At 66.8% G+C, this 17779-nt stretch carries 22 protein-coding genes; 10 read left to right on the top strand and 12 right to left on the bottom strand.

The window, feature by feature from the left end; translation table 11 throughout:
* Positions 1-56: 56 nt before the first annotated feature.
* The 5 genes from QJS31_RS09035 (at position 57) to QJS31_RS09055 (ending at position 7190) form a co-directional block, all read left to right on the top strand.
* Complete coding sequence (locus QJS31_RS09035) at positions 57-5009, top strand: DEAD/DEAH box helicase (RefSeq protein WP_306356414.1); 4953 nt, start codon at positions 57-59, stop codon at positions 5007-5009.
* Positions 5010-5027: 18 nt separating this feature from the next.
* The gene (locus QJS31_RS09040) at positions 5028-5798 is read left to right on the top strand and encodes a DNA-formamidopyrimidine glycosylase family protein (RefSeq protein ID WP_306356415.1); all 771 of its coding nucleotides are present in this window, start codon (positions 5028-5030) and stop codon (positions 5796-5798) included.
* Positions 5799-5941: 143 nt separating this feature from the next.
* On the top strand, positions 5942-6334 hold the full coding sequence (locus QJS31_RS09045) for a MarR family winged helix-turn-helix transcriptional regulator (RefSeq protein ID WP_306356416.1): 393 nt from the start codon (positions 5942-5944) through the stop codon (positions 6332-6334).
* Between the two features lie 85 nt (positions 6335-6419).
* Positions 6420-6740, top strand: a complete 321-nt coding sequence (locus QJS31_RS09050; RefSeq protein ID WP_195119791.1) for a multidrug efflux SMR transporter — start codon at positions 6420-6422, stop codon at positions 6738-6740.
* Between the two features lie 33 nt (positions 6741-6773).
* Complete coding sequence (locus QJS31_RS09055) at positions 6774-7190, top strand: multidrug efflux SMR transporter (protein WP_282778025.1); 417 nt, start codon at positions 6774-6776, stop codon at positions 7188-7190.
* A 103-nt stretch (positions 7191-7293) separates the two neighbouring features.
* Here the strand turns inward: QJS31_RS09055 and QJS31_RS09060 are convergent, their stop codons facing one another.
* From QJS31_RS09060 to QJS31_RS09075, 4 genes are all read right to left on the bottom strand, one after another.
* A complete protein-coding gene (locus QJS31_RS09060) occupies positions 7294-7560 on the bottom strand; it encodes a DUF4235 domain-containing protein (RefSeq protein WP_039810455.1) in 267 nt (88 codons plus the stop codon).
* A gap of 4 nt (positions 7561-7564) precedes the next feature.
* Positions 7565-7870 (bottom strand): DUF3618 domain-containing protein, encoded by a 306-nt coding sequence (locus QJS31_RS09065; RefSeq protein ID WP_306356417.1) that lies wholly within the window; start codon positions 7868-7870, stop codon positions 7565-7567.
* On the bottom strand, positions 7867-8304 hold the full coding sequence (locus tag QJS31_RS09070) for a phage holin family protein (protein ID WP_306356418.1): 438 nt from the start codon (positions 8302-8304) through the stop codon (positions 7867-7869). The genes QJS31_RS09065 and QJS31_RS09070 overlap by 4 nt, the downstream gene beginning before the upstream one ends.
* Positions 8305-8494: 190 nt before the next feature.
* Positions 8495-8806, bottom strand: coding sequence for an EthD family reductase (locus tag QJS31_RS09075; RefSeq protein WP_282778031.1), 312 nt, complete (start codon positions 8804-8806; stop codon positions 8495-8497).
* A gap of 117 nt (positions 8807-8923) precedes the next feature.
* Here QJS31_RS09075 and QJS31_RS09080 point away from each other — a divergent pair, with 117 nt between their 5' ends.
* Positions 8924-9877: a LysR family transcriptional regulator gene (locus QJS31_RS09080; RefSeq protein WP_306356419.1), complete on the top strand. Its 954-nt coding sequence runs from the start codon at positions 8924-8926 to the stop codon at positions 9875-9877.
* Between the two features lie 202 nt (positions 9878-10079).
* Here QJS31_RS09080 and QJS31_RS09085 read toward each other — a convergent pair whose 3' ends face one another.
* The 5 genes from QJS31_RS09085 to QJS31_RS09105 form a co-directional block, all read right to left on the bottom strand.
* A complete protein-coding gene (locus tag QJS31_RS09085; protein WP_282778035.1) occupies positions 10080-10646 on the bottom strand; it encodes a hypothetical protein in 567 nt (188 codons plus the stop codon).
* A gap of 179 nt (positions 10647-10825) precedes the next feature.
* Complete coding sequence (locus tag QJS31_RS09090) at positions 10826-11431, bottom strand: dihydrofolate reductase family protein (protein ID WP_282778036.1); 606 nt, start codon at positions 11429-11431, stop codon at positions 10826-10828.
* Between the two features lie 355 nt (positions 11432-11786).
* Positions 11787-12425 (bottom strand): LysE family translocator, encoded by a 639-nt coding sequence (locus tag QJS31_RS09095; RefSeq protein WP_306356420.1) that lies wholly within the window; start codon positions 12423-12425, stop codon positions 11787-11789.
* Between the two features lie 167 nt (positions 12426-12592).
* A complete protein-coding gene (locus QJS31_RS09100) occupies positions 12593-13021 on the bottom strand; it encodes a hypothetical protein (protein ID WP_306356421.1) in 429 nt (142 codons plus the stop codon).
* Positions 13022-13224: 203 nt separating this feature from the next.
* Complete coding sequence (locus tag QJS31_RS09105; RefSeq protein ID WP_306356422.1) at positions 13225-13527, bottom strand: hypothetical protein; 303 nt, start codon at positions 13525-13527, stop codon at positions 13225-13227.
* Positions 13528-13690: 163 nt separating this feature from the next.
* Here QJS31_RS09105 and QJS31_RS09110 point away from each other — a divergent pair, with 163 nt between their 5' ends.
* Positions 13691-14224 carry a hypothetical protein gene (locus QJS31_RS09110; RefSeq protein WP_306356423.1) on the top strand — a complete coding sequence of 178 codons (534 nt, stop codon included), beginning with the start codon at positions 13691-13693 and terminating at the stop codon, positions 14222-14224.
* Positions 14225-14327: 103 nt separating this feature from the next.
* Here the strand turns inward: QJS31_RS09110 and QJS31_RS09115 are convergent, their stop codons facing one another.
* Both QJS31_RS09115 and QJS31_RS09120 read right to left on the bottom strand, forming a co-directional pair.
* Entirely contained in the window at positions 14328-14636 is a 309-nt protein-coding gene (locus QJS31_RS09115) for a hypothetical protein (RefSeq protein WP_306356424.1), read from the bottom strand.
* Between the two features lie 44 nt (positions 14637-14680).
* Positions 14681-14842, bottom strand: coding sequence for a hypothetical protein (locus tag QJS31_RS09120; RefSeq protein WP_306356425.1), 162 nt, complete (start codon positions 14840-14842; stop codon positions 14681-14683).
* 851 nt (positions 14843-15693) lie between these two features.
* Here QJS31_RS09120 and QJS31_RS09125 point away from each other — a divergent pair.
* Positions 15694-15837, top strand: a complete 144-nt coding sequence (locus tag QJS31_RS09125) for a hypothetical protein (RefSeq protein ID WP_282778052.1) — start codon at positions 15694-15696, stop codon at positions 15835-15837.
* 272 nt (positions 15838-16109) lie between these two features.
* On the opposite strand, the gene QJS31_RS09130 is transcribed toward QJS31_RS09125, so the two are convergent.
* A complete protein-coding gene (locus QJS31_RS09130; RefSeq protein WP_282778053.1) occupies positions 16110-16439 on the bottom strand; it encodes a hypothetical protein in 330 nt (109 codons plus the stop codon).
* A gap of 37 nt (positions 16440-16476) precedes the next feature.
* On the opposite strand from QJS31_RS09130, the gene QJS31_RS09135 reads away from it, so the two are divergent.
* Both QJS31_RS09135 and QJS31_RS09140 read left to right on the top strand, forming a co-directional pair.
* Positions 16477-17436 carry a helix-turn-helix transcriptional regulator gene (locus QJS31_RS09135; protein WP_306356426.1) on the top strand — a complete coding sequence of 320 codons (960 nt, stop codon included), beginning with the start codon at positions 16477-16479 and terminating at the stop codon, positions 17434-17436.
* Positions 17437-17515: 79 nt separating this feature from the next.
* A complete protein-coding gene (locus tag QJS31_RS09140; RefSeq protein WP_282778055.1) occupies positions 17516-17725 on the top strand; it encodes a DUF397 domain-containing protein in 210 nt (69 codons plus the stop codon).
* The last annotated feature ends 54 nt before the right edge of the window (positions 17726-17779 follow it).

Raw genomic sequence — 17779 nt, forward strand, 5'->3', positions numbered from 1 at the left:
CGACTGTGACCGGGTGATATCCGGACGATGTCGGTGCCCGGGTGCAGACTGGGGGCATGGATCGGTTCTCCCCCGCCACCCGGCAGTGGTTCGACGGCGCGTTCCCCGCGCCGACGGCCGCGCAGTTGGGGGCCTGGGAGGCCATTTCCGCCGGGGAGCACACGCTCGTCGTCGCGCCGACCGGGTCGGGCAAAACGCTGTCGGCGTTCCTGTGGGCCATCGACCGGCTGGCCGCACGCGAGCCCGTGGAGGGGCCGCGCACCACCTCCGTGCTGTACATCTCGCCGCTGAAGGCGCTGGCCGTGGATGTGGAGCGGAATCTGCGCGCGCCGCTGGTGGGGGTGACGCAGACGGCCAAGCGGTTGGGGTCGGAGCCGCCGGAGATCCGGGTGGGGGTGCGGTCGGGGGATACCAGCGCCGCGGATCGGCGGTCCATGCAGCGCACGCCGCCCGACATCCTCATCACCACGCCCGAGTCGCTGTTCCTCATGCTCACCTCGGCGGCGCGCGAGACGCTGCGCGGGGTGCACACCGTGATCGTGGACGAGGTGCACGCCATCGCCGGGTCCAAACGCGGTGCGCACCTTGCGCTTTCACTGGCCCGACTGGATTTGCTGACCGAACGCCCGGCACAGCGGATCGGGCTGTCGGCCACGGTGCGCCCGCCCGCCGAGGTGGGGCGGTTCCTGGTGGGCAATGCTCCGATCACCATCGTGTCCCCGCCCGCACCCAAGACCTTCGACCTCACCGTGCGGGTGCCGGTGGCGGATATGACCGAGCCCGACGAGTCCGGGGAGGCCGCCTCCATCTGGCCGCATGTGGACGAAGCCATCGTGGACCTGGTGCTCGAACACCGGTCCTCCATCGTGTTCGCCAATTCGCGGCGGCTCTCGGAACGGCTCACCGCCCGGCTGAACGAGGCGTACGCGGCTCGGCTCGGGGAGGCGGTGGATACCGAGCACGCGCCGCCCGCCCAACTGGGTCCGTCGACCGAGGTGGTGCACGGTGCCGCGCCGCTGCTGGCGCGGGCGCACCACGGCTCGGTCAGTAAGGAACAGCGGGCGCTCATCGAGGACGATCTCAAGAGCGGGCGGCTGCGCTGCGTGGTGGCCACCAGCAGTCTGGAACTCGGCATCGATATGGGTGCCGTGGAATTGGTGGTGCAGGTCGAAGCGCCGCCCTCGGTGGCGAGCGGGCTGCAACGGGTCGGGCGGGCCGGACACCAGGTGGGCGAGATCTCGCGCGGCGTGATCTTCCCCAAGCACCGCACCGACGTCATCCACTGCGCGGTGGCGTCGATGCGCATGACCGCCGGGCAGATCGAGGAGCTGAAGGTTCCGGCACACCCCCTGGACATCCTCGCCCAGCAGACCGTGGCCGCGTGCGCGCTGGAACCACTGGACGCCGATGCCTGGTTCGAGGTGGTGCGGAGTACGGGAAGCTATGCGGCACTGCCGCGTTCGGCCTACGAATCGGTGTTGGATCTGCTGTCCGGGCGGTATCCGTCCGACGAGTTCGCCGAACTGCGGCCGCGCATCGTGTGGGATCGCGACGCCGGGACGCTGACCGGACGGCCGGGGGCGCAGCGACTGGCGGTCACCTCCGGCGGGGCCATTCCGGATCGCGGCCTGTTCCCGGTGTTCATGGTGGGCGAGAAGGCTTCGCGCGTCGGCGAACTCGACGAGGAGATGGTGTACGAATCCCGCGTCGGGGATGTGTTCGCGCTCGGGGCCACCAGCTGGCGCATCGAGGAGATCACCTTCGACCGGGTGCTGGTGACTCCCGCCTTCGGCCAGCCGGGGCGACTGCCGTTCTGGCACGGTGATTCGCTGGGCCGCCCGGCCGAATTGGGCGCGGCCCTGGGGGAATTCGTGCGGCAGGCCGGGCAGGCGGTCGAACGGGCGGGCCGACGCGGCGCAGCGGACACACCCGACCGGACATCCAGGAGCCCGAGTGCGTCCGACAGCGGGCTACGGGCGGCCGAGGTCTCCTCTCGCGTCACGGCGTCCGACCCCAGCGCCGCGACACCTCCCGAGTCCGGCGCGACCGACACCGCACACGGGGCCGACTCGTCCCAAGCGTCGCCGGTTACAGCACGGCGGGACGGCTTCAGGACGCTCGCTGCCGCACACAACGAGTCGGATACGGACGACGGTGCGGGCCACGCCGCCGCCCAGGCGCGCGCGACCGGTGGCAAGGTGGGAAAGCAGGCCACCGGGCGGCAGGGCCGGACACGCAAGGCGTCAGCTGCGGGCGGCTCGGAGCTGAGCTTGCCGGATGTTTCTGCGGCGGCGGGGTTGGATGAGAATGCCACGGCGAATCTCGTTGCGCTGCTGGAGGAGCAGCGCACGGCGACCGGGCAGCTGCCGACCGACAAAACGCTGCTGGTGGAGCGGTTCCGGGACGAGTTGGGTGATTGGCGGCTGGTGCTGCACTCGCCGTACGGGCTGCCGGTGCACGCGCCGTGGGCGCTGGCGGTGGGGGCACGGCTGCGGGAGCGGTTCGGGGTGGATGCCGCGCCGACACCGTCGGATGACGGGATCGTGGTGCGGCTGCCGGACACCACCGACGAGCCACCCGGGGCCGAGCTGTTCGTCTTCGAACCGGATGAGATCGACGATGTGGTGACCGAGCAGGTGGGCGGCTCGGCGCTGTTCGCCTCGCGGTTCCGGGAGTGTTCGGCGCGGGCGCTGCTGCTGCCGCGCCGCGATCCGGGCAAACGGGCTCCGCTGTGGCAGCAACGGCAGCGGGCGGCGCAGCTGCTCGATGTGGCGCGCAAGTTCCCGGACTTCCCCATGCTGCTGGAGACGGTGCGCGAATGCCTCCAGGACGTGTACGACCTGCCCTCGCTGCGCGATCTGCTGAGCCGGGTGGCGCGGCGGCAACTGCGGCTGGTCGAGGTGGAGACCGCCACGCCGTCGCCCTTCGCGAATTCGCTGCTGTTCGACTACATCGGGCAGTTCATGTACGAGGGTGACAGCCCCCTCGCCGAACGGCGGGCGGCGGCGCTGTCGCTGGACTCCAGCCTGCTCGCGGAGTTGCTGGGCCGAGTGGAGCTGCGCGAGCTGCTCGACGCGGCGGTGCTGGAGCTTACCGAGCGGGAGTTGCAGCGGCTCACCCCGGAGCGGCACGCCCGCGATCTGGAGGGGCTGGCGGATCTGCTGCGGCTGCTGGGGCCGCTCACCGCCGCGGAGGCCACCCTGCGGTGTGTCGAGGATCCACGCGAATGGTTCGCGGAGTTGGTGAAAACCCATCGGGCGCTGGAGGTCTCCTTCGCGGGATCGTCGTGGTGGGTGGCGGTCGAGGACGCCGCGCGCCTGCGCGACGCGCTCGGCGTACCGCTGCCCATCGGCGTTCCGGCGGCGTTCGTGGAACCGGTGGCCGATCCGCTCGGTGATCTCGTCGGCCGCTATGCCCGCACCCACGGGCCTTTCACCGTGGACGCGGTGGCACACCGCTTCGGACTCGGCCCGGCCGTCGCGGCGACCGCCCTGCACCGTTTGGCTATCGAAAAGCGGGTGGTGGAAGGCGAATTCACCCCCGGCGCGGCGGGGGCCGAATGGTGCGACAACCAGGTGCTGCGCCGCCTGCGCCGCCGCTCACTCGCCGCCGCCCGCAAGGAGGTGGAGCCGGTCGCCACCGCCGCCCTCGGACGTTTCCTGCCCGCCTGGCAACATATCGGCACCGGGGAGCTGCGCGGCGTGGACGGTGTCGCCGCGGTGGTGGAACAGCTTGCGGGCGTGCCCATTCCGGCGTCGGCCTGGGAATCGCTCATCCTGCCCTCGCGGGTGCGCGACTACGCCCCGGCCATGCTGGACGAACTCCTGGCCACCGGCGAGGTCCTCTGGTCCGGCCACGGCGCGATCACCGCCAAGGACGGCTGGATCGCCCTGCATCCGGCCGAACAAGCGCCCCTCACCCTGCCGCCGCCCGACGACTTGGAACTCGGCGAGGTACACATCAGCCTGCTGACGGCCATGGGCGCGACCGTGATCGGCGCGGACACCGCACCGGGTGTGGACGGACCCGCCACCGCCCAGGTGGTGCCGAGTTCCGGTGGGGCGTACTTCTTCCGGCAGTTGGCGGAGGCCACCGGGATCGAGGACGAATCCCAGGTGGTGACGGCCCTGTGGGAGCTGGTGTGGGCGGGCCATGTGGGCGGCGACACCTTTGCCTCGGTACGCGCGCTGCTCTCCGGGACCACCCGCACCACCACGGCGCACCGCACGCCGCGCCGCGCCCCGCGCGGGCGCATGTACCTCCCCCGCGCGGGCGCACCGGTCCGCACCAGTTCGCCCCGGGTGGCCGGACGCTGGTCGCTGCTTCCGGAGCGCGTGGCGGACAATACGATTCGCGCCCACGCCACCGCCGATGTCCTTCTGGAACGCTATGGCGTGCTTACCCGCGGCTCGGTGCAGAGCGAAGGCGTGCCCGGCGGCTTCGCCCTCATGTACCGGGTGCTCACCGAATTCGAGGACCGCGGCCGCTGCCGCCGCGGCTATTTCGTGGATTCCCTTGGCGGCGCGCAGTTCTCGACCACCGATGTGGTGGACCGGCTGCGCTCCTACGAAACCGACCGCATCCGCTACCCGGGCGACGGTGTCGAGGGCGCACCCTCCGCCGAAGCATCGGGTGCCGCCGTCGCGCTGGCCGCCTGCGATCCGGCGAATCCGTACGGGGCGGCACTGCCGTGGCCGAAGGCGGCGGCCGAAGGGGCGGGGCATCGGCCGGGACGCAAGGCCGGGGCGCTGGTGGTGCTGGTGGAGGGCGAGCTGGCGCTGTATCTGGAGCGCGGGGGCAAGACACTGCTGACCTTCACCGAGGATCCGGCGGCGCGCACGGCCGCCGCCGGTGCCCTGGCCGGACTGGTACACGCCCGGCGCGTGGATTCGCTGGTCATCGACCGGGTGAACGGGGAATCCGTGCACGGCAACACCTTCGCCGACTTCCTGACCTCGGCGGGCTTCGCCCCGACCCCGCGCGGCTTCCGACTACGGAGCCGTCCGTGACCGTCCCACGGCAGCGATATGCCCGAGGGTGACACCGTCTACCTCGCGGCCGAGCGGCTGCGCGCGGCGCTGGTCGGAAAGACGCTGACCCGCACCGACTTCCGAGTACCCCGCTACGCCACCCTCGACCTGCGCGGCGATCCGGTGGACAGTGTCGGCAGCTACGGCAAGCACCTGTTCGTCCGCACCCCGTGCCTCAGCATCCACACCCACCTGAAAATGGAAGGCACCTGGCGCGTCTACACCCCCGGACAACGCTGGACCAAGCCGGGTTTCACCGCCCGCCTCATCCTCGCCACCGCCGACACGCAGGCGGTCGGCTTCTCCCTCGGCCTGGTGGAGGTACTGCCCCGTCCCGACGAACACACCGCCACCGACCACCTCGGCCCCGACCTGCTGGGTCCGAACTGGGACGCCGACGAAGCCCTCCGCCGCCTGCGCGCCCACCCCGACCAGCCCATCGGCCTCGCCCTCCTGGACCAACGAAATCTCGCCGGGATAGGCAATATCTACCGCAGCGAGATCTGCTTCCTCCGCAGGGTGCACCCCGCCACCCCGATCGCCCATATAGACGACCTTCCGGCGCTCGTCGACGAAGCACACCGAGTCCTCACCCGGGCCGCTCACCACCCTCCATGGCGCGCCTTGGCCTACGGCCGCCACCACCGCCCCTGCCCCCGCTGCGCCACCAACCTGATCGCCCGCCACCTCCCCGACCCCGACGAGCCCACCCGCGCCGACCGCAGCATCTACGTCTGCCCCCGCTGCCAGCCCCGGCCATCCGACTGAGGAATTGTTTTCGCTTCCGACTGGCGTTGTCGCCGCAGACCTGTTACCTTACATGCATGTACATGCAACCAACTGAGACGAGTCGGATGCCGCAGGGTCACGTCAGCGCCGCCTGGTCGAAGGTTGCCGCACTGACCTCCGCCGTGGACGCGAACCTCGATCGGTGGCTCGCCGATACCTATCGCGTCGGGCTGACGGAGTTTCGTGCGCTGAGCCTGGTGAGCCAGTCGCCCGAAAAGGAGTTGCGTGTCAATGATCTCGCGCAGAGCGTCGGCCTGAATCAGAGTTCGGCAACGCGCCTGGTGACTCGCCTGGAGTCGAAGGGTTACGTCCGTCGCGACCTCTGCGCGGACGACAAGCGCGGTGTCTACGCGGTCATCACCGAGCAAGGCGAGGCATTGGTCCGCGATGCGCGATCCCCCTACGAAGATCGCATCACCGAACTCCTGACCGCGGCCTCAGCCCACTTCCCCGGTGTCGACATCAGACAACTCGGGGCGGCCCTGCGGGAGATCGAAGCGTTGCTCGCACCCTGAACCACCCGCTGTCACGGCATCGGCTTTCACTGTCCATATACCTGCATGTACATGCATTTATACTCCCGTTGAAAGGAATATCGTCATGAGCTGGCTCTACTTGGGCATCGCGGTCATCTTCGAGGTCGCCGTCGGCATTGCCGCGGGCAAGGCACAGGGCTTCACGAACCTGCGGTGGACGATCGGCACGCTCGTCAGCGGCGCGATCGCCACCTTCTTCCTCAGCCTCGCCCTGCTGACCTTCGACGTCGGCGTCGGATACGCCCTGTGGACCGCACTGGCCGGGGTCTCGATCGTCGTCATCGGCGCGCTGTTCCTCGCCCAGCGCCTGACCTGGAAGAAGTTGCTGGGCATCGCCATCGTCATCGTCGGCGTAGTCGGACTCAATCTCGCCGGAACCGTGTAACCCCATCCCCGCATTCGCGAAAGGACAACTCCCATGACCACCACCGCAACGCCCCATTCGGCACCCGCAACAGTCGAACAGAAGACCGGACCCTGGCTGGCACTGCTGGCAGCCGGCGGTTTCGAGATCGGCTACGCCCTCAGCGTGAACGGCAGCGAGGGATTCACCAACCCGCTCTGGTCGGCCGTCGCCATCGTCTTCTTCCTCTTCACCCTGTACTTCCTCAGCGTCGCGTTGAAGAAGATCGACGTCGGGATCGGGTACGCCGTATGGGCCGGTATCGGCGCCGTCGGCGCCGCCCTCCTCGGACCGGTCTTCTTCCACGAAACCCTGACCCTGGCCAAAGCATTCTGGCTCGCGGTCATCATCGGCGGAGTCATCTGGCTCAAACTCGCCGACAGCGCCAAACTCGACCGCACCCGAGACGTGCCTGCCGCCGCACAGGCCTGACGCACAGCCGAGCACCGCCGCGTGATCCACCACGCGGCGGTGCTTTTCACTGTCGTGCCGGAGCCATCGTCGTCCGAGGCCGTCATGACAGCCGCCGGGCGCGTCAGCTGGGCCAGGTACCGGTCAGGCGGTGGGTGGTGGTGGCGCCGGCGCGGTCGACGGCGGCCTTGACTCCGGCGAATATCGCGCCTTGGACGACTGCGGCGAGCAGGACCTCGCGCCAGCTTCGATCCGGGTCGGTTGCTTCCGGGACCTGCTCGTCGTGGCGGAGCATCTTCCAGGTCTGCTTGAATACCGCCGCGGCGAGCAGGCCGCTGACCGCGCCCAGGACGAGACCGATCGGCTTGTAGGCAATGTCGACTGATTTCACTGGATCACCCGTTCCGTCGGCGACGAACCGCCCACACCGCGATCACCACGCCCGCCACACCCGCGAGTACGAGGCCGGGGTGACTGCGTGCCTGCTGGGCGGCGTCGGTGGTCTTGTGCTTCAACTGTTCCGCCTTGGCGGCGGCCTGGTGTTTGGCCGCCTCGGCCCGATCCTGTGCGCGGGCCTTGACGTCCGTCTTGGCCGCGAGCGCTTCGACGGTCTGCCCGAGTTCCGCACGAGTGTGCTCGACCTGCTCGCGCAACTCGTCGACGGAAGCCGCGGTCTTCTTCTCCGAGTCCGGCTGATTCATCGGTGTGCGCTTTCCTTGATCTGAGCGATATCGGCTTTGACGGTTTCGATGGTGTGCTCGGGTGTCGGCGGGGTGGCCTGATCGACCTCCTTGCGGCCGACCAGCGCCAGTACCGCGGTGATCACGGCGAGCAGCGCCGTGACGATCAGCGCCGACGCCCACATCGGCAAGGCCACGGCCAGCGCCGCGATCACGGTGAAGACCAAGGCCTGCAAGGTCAGGAATCCGACCACGGCGGCACCGCCGAACAGCCCGCCACTGATTCCGTACCGCTTGCCCTTCTCCCGCATCTCCGCCTGTGCCAGCCGCAGCTCCCCACGCACCAGCTCGGTGAGCTGCTGCGACGCCTGCCGCACCAGCTCACCGACCGGCTCCCGGCTCGGATCGTGGGTGGCTGGCCCGGGTCCGATGTGCTGCGATTGCGCACCCGACACGGCAATCACCTCCGCATTCACGCTCTCTCGATGGTTATGTCCGGGCAGCCCCGAACTCCTCTGTCAACCGGCTACCCAAACCCGTGCGTCTGACACCGGGGCAACCCGCTCGCGGGCGGTGCCACCTCCTCGGACAGGCAGCGTCGCGGGAAGGCGCGCGCAAGCATCGGATCACCACTGCCGTCCCGCCTCAGCTGGTCCCCTCCCGCACCGGATAGTCGATGATGACCACACCGCCGGTCGCGTAGTTGACGACATCGGCGGCCGCCCGCTGGCCTTGCTCCGACGCCGACGCCGCGGCCAACGCGGCGGCATCGGCGAAGTCGGCTTCGAAGACCGCGAAGTACGGTGCTGCTCCGTTGGTCGCCGCCACGTCGAAGCTGTAGCGCCAGGCGAGCAGGCCGGGCATCTTCGTTGCCAGTGGAAGGTGGTTGGTCACGTAGTAGTCGCGGAAGTGGTCGGGGTCGACGGGCTTGGGGTACAGAACTACCAACTTGTGCATGGCCGCCTCTCGGTGTGTGAGTGAATATGCGCAGGTTAGGGCTTGATCCGTGGACCAGGGAAAGACCGGTACGGGATAGACTCAGAACGGATCGTTATCAATCGACCGGGAGGGCATGTGGCTCCGGATACGGTGAGCCTGCGGTACTTTCTGGTGCTCGCGCGGGAGTTGAACTTCACCCGCGCGGCCGCACGGATCGGGATCGCCCAGCCCGCACTGAGCGCCCGGATACGCCGATTGGAGGCCGAACTCGGTACGAGCTTGCTGGTTCGCAACACGCGCAGCGTCGTATTGACCACGGCCGGTGCGGTTTTGGCGGAGTCCGCGCCGCCCGCGCTGGCGGCGCTGGACCGGGCATGGGACACCGCCCGGAAGGCGGGAGCCGGTGAACTGGGCACGCTGCGCATCGGATACAGCCTCAGCGCTGGGGCCGGGACGGCACCGGCCTTGGTGGACAGAATAATTCGCAGCAGCCCAGGTCTCGATGTCAGCGCGGTCCCGATGGCGACACCGGAGATCTCCCCCGCGGTCGCCGATGGCCGCATCGACGCGGGGATCACCCGGGGTGAACAGCCGGGTCGTGGCGTGCGCCGGTTCCTGCTGCGGCGGCTACGCGTGGGAGTCCAATTGGCACAACATCATCCGCTGGCCGAACACCCGGAGATCGCGATCGCCGATGCGGCCGCGTATCCGCTGCGACTCCCCGACCGCACGGCCAACCCCCCGGTCCACGATCAGCTGTCCGCACTGTTCCGCGACATCCGACCACGGCCTCGATCCGTCACGCCCACAGTCTCTTTCGACATGGCTCAGCGCGACCTACTCGACGGCCTCACCCTCGCCCCGGCCGGTGAAGCCGCGATCACGACACAACCGGCCGGTCTCATCTGGCGACCGCTGCGGGGCGCACCTCCCTTGACGATCCACCTGGTCCTCCCGCGCGTGCAGTCGCCACTACACCGCCGCATCCGCGGCGTAGCAAAAACCCTGGCACACGAGCTGCACTGGCTGCCGGACCTAGGCGCGGCAGATCACTCGAGACGAACGTCAGCCGACACTGCGAGCGGGTGAGTTGGCGGAGGCTGCACCAGCAGAAGTACAGGCGCAGAACGGATGTGGTTTGGACCGCCCGAAGAGCGCGCAGCCTTGGCCATTTTCGCCGAGATGGTTCGCGCCCAGGGCGGGGGGCGAGTGGCGAATGTGGGCTGCGCAGCGGTGCGGATCACCGGTACTGGCCGTAGTCGCCGACCGTGGACAACCACATGCGGCGGTATCAGCTGAAGTAGCGTACGTCGACCTCCGGGGCGTAGCGCTTCACGGCGTGCTCCAATCGTGTGCGATTCACTTCCCAGCCGATGATCCGCCGACTCACCGAGAACAGACCGGGCAGCGGAGTGCGGAAATCGGGGCCGCCTTCGCTCCACGAGCCGGGCGGATTCGGCAATGTCGATGATCGCTCTCGCGTGGTCAGGCAGATGTAGGTCAAGGGGTAGCGGCCGGGTTCTGTCACCACCGCGACCGAGGTGACCTGCGCCCACGGAAGGCTCACAGCCCCTTGGCGGTCGCCGAGAATCGGGGACTCGCCCAGAGTGATACCGGTGTGGTCGACACGCAATGCGATACGACGTGACAACGTCATGCTCAGGATCTTGTACAGGTAGACCAATCCGCCCCCGCCGAAAAAACCCAGGCAGGCGATCCGTAGCAGGAGCGGGCAATCGGGAAGGAAACCGACAAGAGCGAATCCTGCGCACACGGCGATCGTCGATACATCCCGCACGGTGAAACCGAACCGAACCTCGTAGACGCTGTCGCTCACCCGCCGATTCTGCTCCGCCACGTCACACTCCTTCACCGGATGGTCGGGCCTGCGATGATCGGCCCTCGCGAAGCACGCTAACCGCCGGGCATTAACGATCCGTTGGCATTCGCTTGGAGCACGGAAGCCGGTGAAACAGAGCTCTTCCGCCCTTCGGACCTCGGCTCATCGCCAAGTGTTCCGTCGGCGGACGCGCGACATCACGCGGGAGCACCGAGCGGCGGGCGTTCGAGGACGCGGGGCCTGTACTCGACCAACTGGGTACGACCGTCGAAGGTACGGTGCTCGATCATCTCGAGGGCAACGTCCGGGTAGCCGTCGTAGATGCGTTCCGCGCCCGTGGCACCGGTGATGACCGGGAACATCACGACCCGGAATCGATCGACGAGCCCGGCTCGCAACAGGGAACGGCACAGGCTCAGGCTGCCGATCGTAGTGAGCAGCCCCGAGCCGTTCGATTTCATGGCGCGAACCGTCTCGATGGCGTCGTCTCGGACAAGCGTGGAGTTGGCCCACGTCAGTGGCTCCTCCAGTGAAGAGGAGAACACCACCTTGGACGCTCGGGTGAGCCCGTCGACGGACGCCTCCTCTTCGGGCCTGAACTCGTCCTGGCCAGCCGGGACCTCGCCGGCGGCGAAGCCCGACATCAGGCGGTAGGTATTGGCTCCCATCAGATAGGTGGGCTCTGGTTGTTCGCCGAGCCATGCGAGGTACTCCGGGCCTTCGAGGCCCCAGAAACCGGGCCACCCCTCCCCTGATGCGTAGCCGTCGAGGGTCGTGATGAAGTCGACGAGAAGCTCCGACATGACGGTGTCCTTTCTACGGTGTCATGAGCTTTGACCGACCGGGGGCGGCAGATTCATCGGCCGATCCTCACACTCGACGAGCTCGGCACTATAGGCCAGTCGCCGCCCGCCATTCATCGGTGACGCAACCTTCCTCAGACGTCCCCACTCTGGCCGAACGGCATCATCGTTCACCGCATCACGGTATCGGCCCACCTGGTGAAACACTGGCATAGATCTCAGCACGCAGCGTTCGGCTAGGGCGTATCGGCAGGATGGTCCCGGCCGCCCGTAAGTGGAATGAGCGGATTCGACAGACGACAGCGGTAGTCTCACCGCTGTGGCATCCCATGGACCGCCACCGATGCGGTAACAGCTACGTCGCGGAGGTTTCGGCCAGCAGGCCAACGCCGAACAACCCCAACACACCTCCGCTGCCACGTAGCAGCGCCCGCGTGACCCGAGTGTTCTTCACCGCTCGCCGCGCGGTCCCGAACACCATCGCGTAAACCAACAACGAGCATAGTCCCACGACGGCGAACGCCAGACCGAGCACGAACGCTTCGCCGGGATGGCTTGTGTTGCTGAGAAATTGGGGGATCACGCTCGCGAACACCATCATGGTCTTCGGATTGGACAGGTCGCACAGCAGACCCTCGCGAAAACTGCGTAGCAGTCCGCCCCGACGATCGGTCTCCGTCCGCGCCTGTGTAGCCGAACCCAAGACCGCGAGGTTCCGCGACAGCGCCAGCCGCACACCGAGGTACAGGAGATACAGCGCTCCAACTACCCGCACAATGTCGAAAGCGATCTGCGAGGAGACCAGCAAGGCTGTTAGCCCGGCAGCAGTGGCCATCGCCCACACAAGATCTGCCACCAGCACGCCGAATGCCACGCCGAACGCTGCCTGTCGTCCCCGCAGGAGCGCACTTTTCAACGTTAGAACTACCGCTGGACCGGGAATGGCGACCAGGAGGACGGCCACGGCGGTGAACGCCAGCAGATTCGGCAGCACAATCCGATCACACCAGAATCGCTGCGGCACCACAACCTAACGGCCCGACACCGTTGGCTACTGCACCTGAGAGTCCTCAACTCGGCAATACGGTCCGTTCGGCCGGTGCCAGATCAACCGTTGCCGCCCGCCCGCGCTGGCCGGTTCGGTCAGCGCGACCAGCGGCATTATGGCGCGTCCGGGCCGACTGCCTTTCCGACCTCGGGGCGGCTCCCATCGTCGAGTTCGGCGCGCTGGGGCTCGACTTGCGTGTCCAATGAGCAGCCGCAGAACCAGTGTTCGATCTCATCGACCTCGGACCAGCCTGTCGGTTCGGCCATGCGTATGCGGTCGCGCGTGACCAGCACCTTGGTAATCCCACCGCACTCGTGGAACAGGATCAGCTCGACATTGTCGATCCATGACGGACTTTCGTTCAACACCCGCTGTAGGTCGAGAAAGAGCTGATCGTCCTTGGATCCGTAGAACTTGCGCTCGAAGCGACTCGCGATCGGCAGACGAGACGAGCCGTCTTCGTTGTTGCCGAAGTGCAGTTCGGGATGGGCCTCGACAAACCACAACGGCAACGTGAGCGGCCGATCCTCAGAGATCACCACAGTTCTGAATCCCATACCAACCCTCGTATCGTCTCGTTCGTGCGCGGGGTCCCCACCGCGGTTGGGTCAATCTTGCAGCCAACCGCATTCACCGGGCATTCGACGTTCCGGGTGGCGGGCAGATTGCACGCCTGTCCCGCGGAGGCGCGGGCGTCGGGCCGGCGGCCGATTCGGTCAGCGCGACCTGCGGCAGCGCAGGACGTTCAGGGAGTGGATTGTCCGATGGCTCTCAGGACGTCGGCAAGCCACACAAGGTGATAGCCGAGCGCACGGTCCTCATGTGCCAGGAGATCACTAAGGTGCTGCCACGATTCAGAGAGTTGACCGACCGTCAGATCGGATGGTCGGTTGTAGACGTCATACACCTGCTCGGGCGGAATAGACCAGAAGTAGTCCTGATCGAGGGTGACGGATTGCGTGCCAACCGCGGCCTCGGCATGGGCAATCGCCAGTTCGAATGCCCTGCGCAACTCAGCAAGCGGCACGGTCAGTGAGTCTGCGGTCATGATCATCATCATGGGGCCCTGGCACCACAATGAGGGGCAATTCGTTCGCAGGTCCCGCGGCTGTCCGGAGCTGTGCATGTCGCGGCATGCACCGATTACCGTCCCACCCGGACGCCAGCGTGTCGACGGTAGAACGAACTCGGTCGTGCCGAAGAATCGGACCATGAGCACATATGGGACAGCAGTGATCGCCGATGTTGCCACCGAAGCCGAGGCACAGGCCCTGGTCACGAACCTGAAGACCCTGGCCGCGATGACGGTCGACCGGCACTCGCTCAATCCGGTTACGCCTGTTGGGTCATGGTGGCGAGCAAGCGGATACGTCGCAATGTCGGTCGCGGAGATGCTCGGAACTGGCCTGTTCGCTGGAGTCGAGACCGCTCGTGCGGTGGTCGCCGACGACATGGATGAGTTCGGTGTCGTGTGGACTGCTTGGAAGATCGAAGGTTCCGAACCGACGATCGTTTACCGCAAGTACCTGTCATCACCCGGAGGCAATGTCGATCCGACGTTGGCCTCCAGCGATCGAACCGGCGCGAATGCTGCGGCAGAGTTGGCGCATCTCTGGAACGCCGACCCTGCAGCGACCGCAGCCGTGGAATCGACATTCGATGAGATGGCGCAGGCGCTGGGCCGAGTAGGCACCCCGTTCATGCCATGGCTCAACGCTCTCGGCCTTGAATGGCCGGTCCGCTGACACCAAGCCACTGCGCCCTCGCGGGAGTTGCACGTCCGCAACTCGGCAGTTCAGTGCGTTCCGATTGCGGCCCTGATGGTCCGAATCGGCCCGGCAAGCGGAGTTACGGTACGTTCGCATCGTTACCTGTAGTGGCAATCGGGATCAGCAGCTCAGTCGGAGAGACAGTCGCCGCCGCCGTGTCATCATCTGGGATCTCGGCCAGGAAGGTGCCGAGATTGGCGAAAACCTCCGCCCAGGGCACATTCGCGTTCCTGAAGATGGACTTCTGGGTCCCGAATTCGGTAATCGCCACCAGCGGCTCGAGCGCGCGTTCGCTACTCAGCCGTATCGGGATTCGGGTGGCTCGCGAGCGGAGGGCAGGAGCGCCCCGATCAAAGACGTTGGAATCGCCCGGTTCCAGCGCGGTCAATATCCTGGCCCGAATATCGAAGTCTCGGGCGTACTCCGGACGGTTCAGCGAAAGGACAGGTAGATCTCCCGCAGGAGGTCTCCTTCTGCCGCCGTGGCCAGATCCTTGCGCGCGATAAGGGAGGCCGCGAGGAACTCGATGCACAGCAACCACTCACCAGCGACTCTGCACTTCCTTCTGTCATGGTCATCATCCAGGACGGCCATCACTCGAAACTCGGAAGTTGGCGCGTTCAGCCGGCCGCAGCACGGCCGGTTCGGTCAGCGCGCCATCCGGCAAGTACGGATGGCGCCGCTGGTCGTCTGCTGCAAGGATCAGCGTGAAGACTCGTCAGGGGATGACCTTCCAGGGAACCCAGTCACCCATGTCCGGCACCAGCTCGAGCCCTATGGTCCTGTTGCTCTCCGGGGTGCCATCCTGGCAACGCTGCATGCCCTCGATTTCGAGTCGATAGATGGGGTGAAGGCGGTCGGGCCGCTCGCCTAGATCCCGCACTTGCAGGATCGTGTAGCGGCAACCGGGAGCGGGGAGGTGCGCGTGCGATGGCGGCTCGTCGTTGTTCGCGTGGTTCGGGTTTGGCATAACCGAGAATCACTTTGTCCGGATCACCGTTGTTGAGGCGGCTGACGATCTTTTTCGCCATGTCGCTCGCATCCAGGTCACTCATGGCGTCGTGGATGGGAGTGGGCACGGAACACGGGGCGATTCAACCCCCAGGATCATTGACTGCACGAGCGCTATGTAATCGGCAGTTGCGAAAGTTCCGCTGATCTCGGGTCAGTTCGGCCCGTTGATCTTCGGCCGACCCCCGCCGACCGATCGGTCAGCGCGATCAGCGGCATGAGAGGGCGTTCGTGTACCCGCAGTTTCTGGAGACCTTGCGTAGCCCCTGTCCAAGGGCCTGCCAGGCATAACGAGAGTGGCCGATATCTCCTGGCAGCGGTGAAACATCGCGTCCCGATGAGCCGATTCGACCACGGTGAACTCCAATAACGCAGATAGCTACCCTATGTACGTCGATCACTCACCTGGCGTAGCTCTGCTCATCGGAATTCTTGTGTTCACCACCCTCGTGGTGGTGACACTTCGGTGGCGCGGCAGGTCCTGGCTCGTAGTGGTGCTCGGCGGTGTGGCCGCGGCGCTCGTCGGCTACGTCGTGGGCCTGGAGATGATCGTTCTGATCTGGAGGCGATCGTTCTGATGTGGTGAAGACCGTTGCCCTCGGAATCAATCCCCCGTGTTCGCGCCCGGATGGCATTCGGCCTCGGCTGCGCGCTAGCAATCACGCGGGCGAGGGGGCGGGGTGGTGCGCTGGTCCGGGGGAGCTGGCCGTCGTCGCGGTACGGGTCGACTGGGGCGGTTCGGGGATCGGGGTAGGGGGTGACGCGGCCGTCGGGCCAGAGGAGAGCCCATGTGCCGTCGTGGAATTGGAGCCAGCCGCGCGGCTGGTCGTCGCCGGTCGGTGCCGGGGTGTCATCGCCGTGGGTCGGCATCGGATCGGGGGTAGGTGTTGTCCGGGTCGATGGTGATCACGGATACGACGTTCAGGAGGGCGGGGGGTACGGTGTCGCCGTCGAAATGGGCTGTGCTGGGGACGAAGACGGCGCTGGCGGCTATGCGGGTGATGGTGGATTTCAGGGCCGCGAGGGGTGGTTTGCCGGTGCGGCCGTCGAGGACGATCATCTTGGCGAAGTCGAAGCCGCGGCGGGCGGCGAGGCTGCGGATCTGGGACTCGTCCCAGGCTTGGCGGACGCCGCTGATGTCGGAGCGCAGGTAGCCGATCGCGGTGGGGCGGAATCTCATGGCGGGGGTCCGTTCTGTCGGGATGTGGGGTGTCGGGATGGTTTCGATGACACACCTCGCGGCAGCGACACGCGGGCCGAAACGGCGGGGCCGAAAGAAGTGCCCGGAAATCGCTGAACGGGCACCGGTGCAGGTGGGAGCATTTCTTCGGAACGGTGAACTCGACCTCCCCGAATCGGAGGATGCGATGACCCAGGCGAACGGTGAGGCGGGGTCGACGCTGCCGCGGCGTCAGCTCGGCCGGTATCTGCTGGAATGGCGCAGCCGCGCCGGATACACGCAGGCGAAGGCCGCGCAGCTCTTGGAGATCGGGGCGACCAGTCTCGGCAGGCTGGAGAAGGGGGAGAATTCGCGGATCAAGTCGCGGGATATCCAGGCCGCGTGCGATTTGTACGGTGTGCCGGAGGATTTGACCGCGGCGTTGGTGGGGTTGGCGAGACAGGCGAATGTCAAGAACTGGTGGCATCAGTACGGGGATCTGATCCCCAAGGACTTCGACGTGTATGTGGGACTCGAGGCCGCCGCGTCGAAAATCATTACGTACCAACCGGAGTTGGTGCCGGGGCTGTTGCAGATCGCCGAGTATGACCGGGCGTTGGTCAGCCAGATCTGGCCAGACGATTCCCCCGAGGAATGGGAGCGGCGAGTGCAGTTGAAGATGCAGCGCCAGAAGGTCGTCAGTCGGCGCACCCAACCGGTTGAGCTGGAGGCCGTGGTCGGTGAGGCCGCACTGCACCGGATCGGGGGTAGTCGCCGCATCATGGCAGCACAGCTTCGACGCCTGGCCGATCGGTCCACCGAGGACAACGTGGAGCTTCGGATACTCCCCTTCACCGCAGGCTTTCCGGGTGGTATCTCGATGCCTCCCTTCGTCCTGCTTCAGTACGGTGAATCAGCGCCCGGGGAGCCCATCGAGCCGCCTGTCGTGTTCCTGGAGGGCGTGGTGGGCAACATGTACATTGAGGACGCCGACGACGTGACGAGCTTCGCACGTTAGTTTCATCGTCTGAGGGACGCGGCACTCGACGGCACCACCAGCCGACAGCTGCTCAGGAAGATGGCGAGGGAGTATGAGGGTGGACATTGACCTGTCCGGCGCGCACTGGTTCACAAGCAGCCACAGCCAGGGCGGTGGCGAATGCGTGGAGGTCGCCTTCCTCGACGACGGAGTTGTCGGCGTCCGTGATTCCAAGAACCCAACCGGCCCCGCGCTGATCTTCACCGCCAGCGAGTGGAGCGCCTTCACCACGCGGGTGAGCACTGGCGAATTCCACCGGCCCAACTGATTTCACTCGGACGAAGCGAACGCGAGCGCCCCACCACAGGTGGGGCGCTCGCCG

Source organism: Nocardia sp. CC213A, from assembly GCF_030766805.1.
GTDB classification, from domain to species: domain Bacteria; phylum Actinomycetota; class Actinomycetes; order Mycobacteriales; family Mycobacteriaceae; genus Nocardia; species Nocardia otitidiscaviarum.

Bases quoted from the DNA above. Each gene is read 5' to 3' on its own strand.
- QJS31_RS09035 (WP_306356414.1), top strand. From the start codon at position 57: ATGGATCGGTTCTCCCCCGCCACCCGGCAGTGGTTCGACGGCGCGTTC.
- QJS31_RS09040 (WP_306356415.1), top strand. From the start codon at position 5,028: ATGCCCGAGGGTGACACCGTCTACCTCGCGGCCGAGCGGCTGCGCGCG.
- QJS31_RS09050 (WP_195119791.1), top strand. From the start codon at position 6,420: ATGAGCTGGCTCTACTTGGGCATCGCGGTCATCTTCGAGGTCGCCGTC.
- QJS31_RS09055 (WP_282778025.1), top strand. From the start codon at position 6,774: ATGACCACCACCGCAACGCCCCATTCGGCACCCGCAACAGTCGAACAG.
- QJS31_RS09065 (WP_306356417.1), bottom strand. From the start codon at position 7,870: ATGAATCAGCCGGACTCGGAGAAGAAGACCGCGGCTTCCGTCGACGAG.
- QJS31_RS09075 (WP_282778031.1), bottom strand. From the start codon at position 8,806: ATGCACAAGTTGGTAGTTCTGTACCCCAAGCCCGTCGACCCCGACCAC.
- QJS31_RS09090 (WP_282778036.1), bottom strand. From the start codon at position 11,431: ATGTCGGAGCTTCTCGTCGACTTCATCACGACCCTCGACGGCTACGCA.
- QJS31_RS09105 (WP_306356422.1), bottom strand. From the start codon at position 13,527: ATGACCGCAGACTCACTGACCGTGCCGCTTGCTGAGTTGCGCAGGGCA.
- QJS31_RS09110 (WP_306356423.1), top strand. From the start codon at position 13,691: ATGAGCACATATGGGACAGCAGTGATCGCCGATGTTGCCACCGAAGCC.
- QJS31_RS09120 (WP_306356425.1), bottom strand. From the start codon at position 14,842: ATGGCCGTCCTGGATGATGACCATGACAGAAGGAAGTGCAGAGTCGCT.
- QJS31_RS09130 (WP_282778053.1), bottom strand. From the start codon at position 16,439: ATGAGATTCCGCCCCACCGCGATCGGCTACCTGCGCTCCGACATCAGC.
- QJS31_RS09135 (WP_306356426.1), top strand. From the start codon at position 16,477: ATGGTTTCGATGACACACCTCGCGGCAGCGACACGCGGGCCGAAACGG.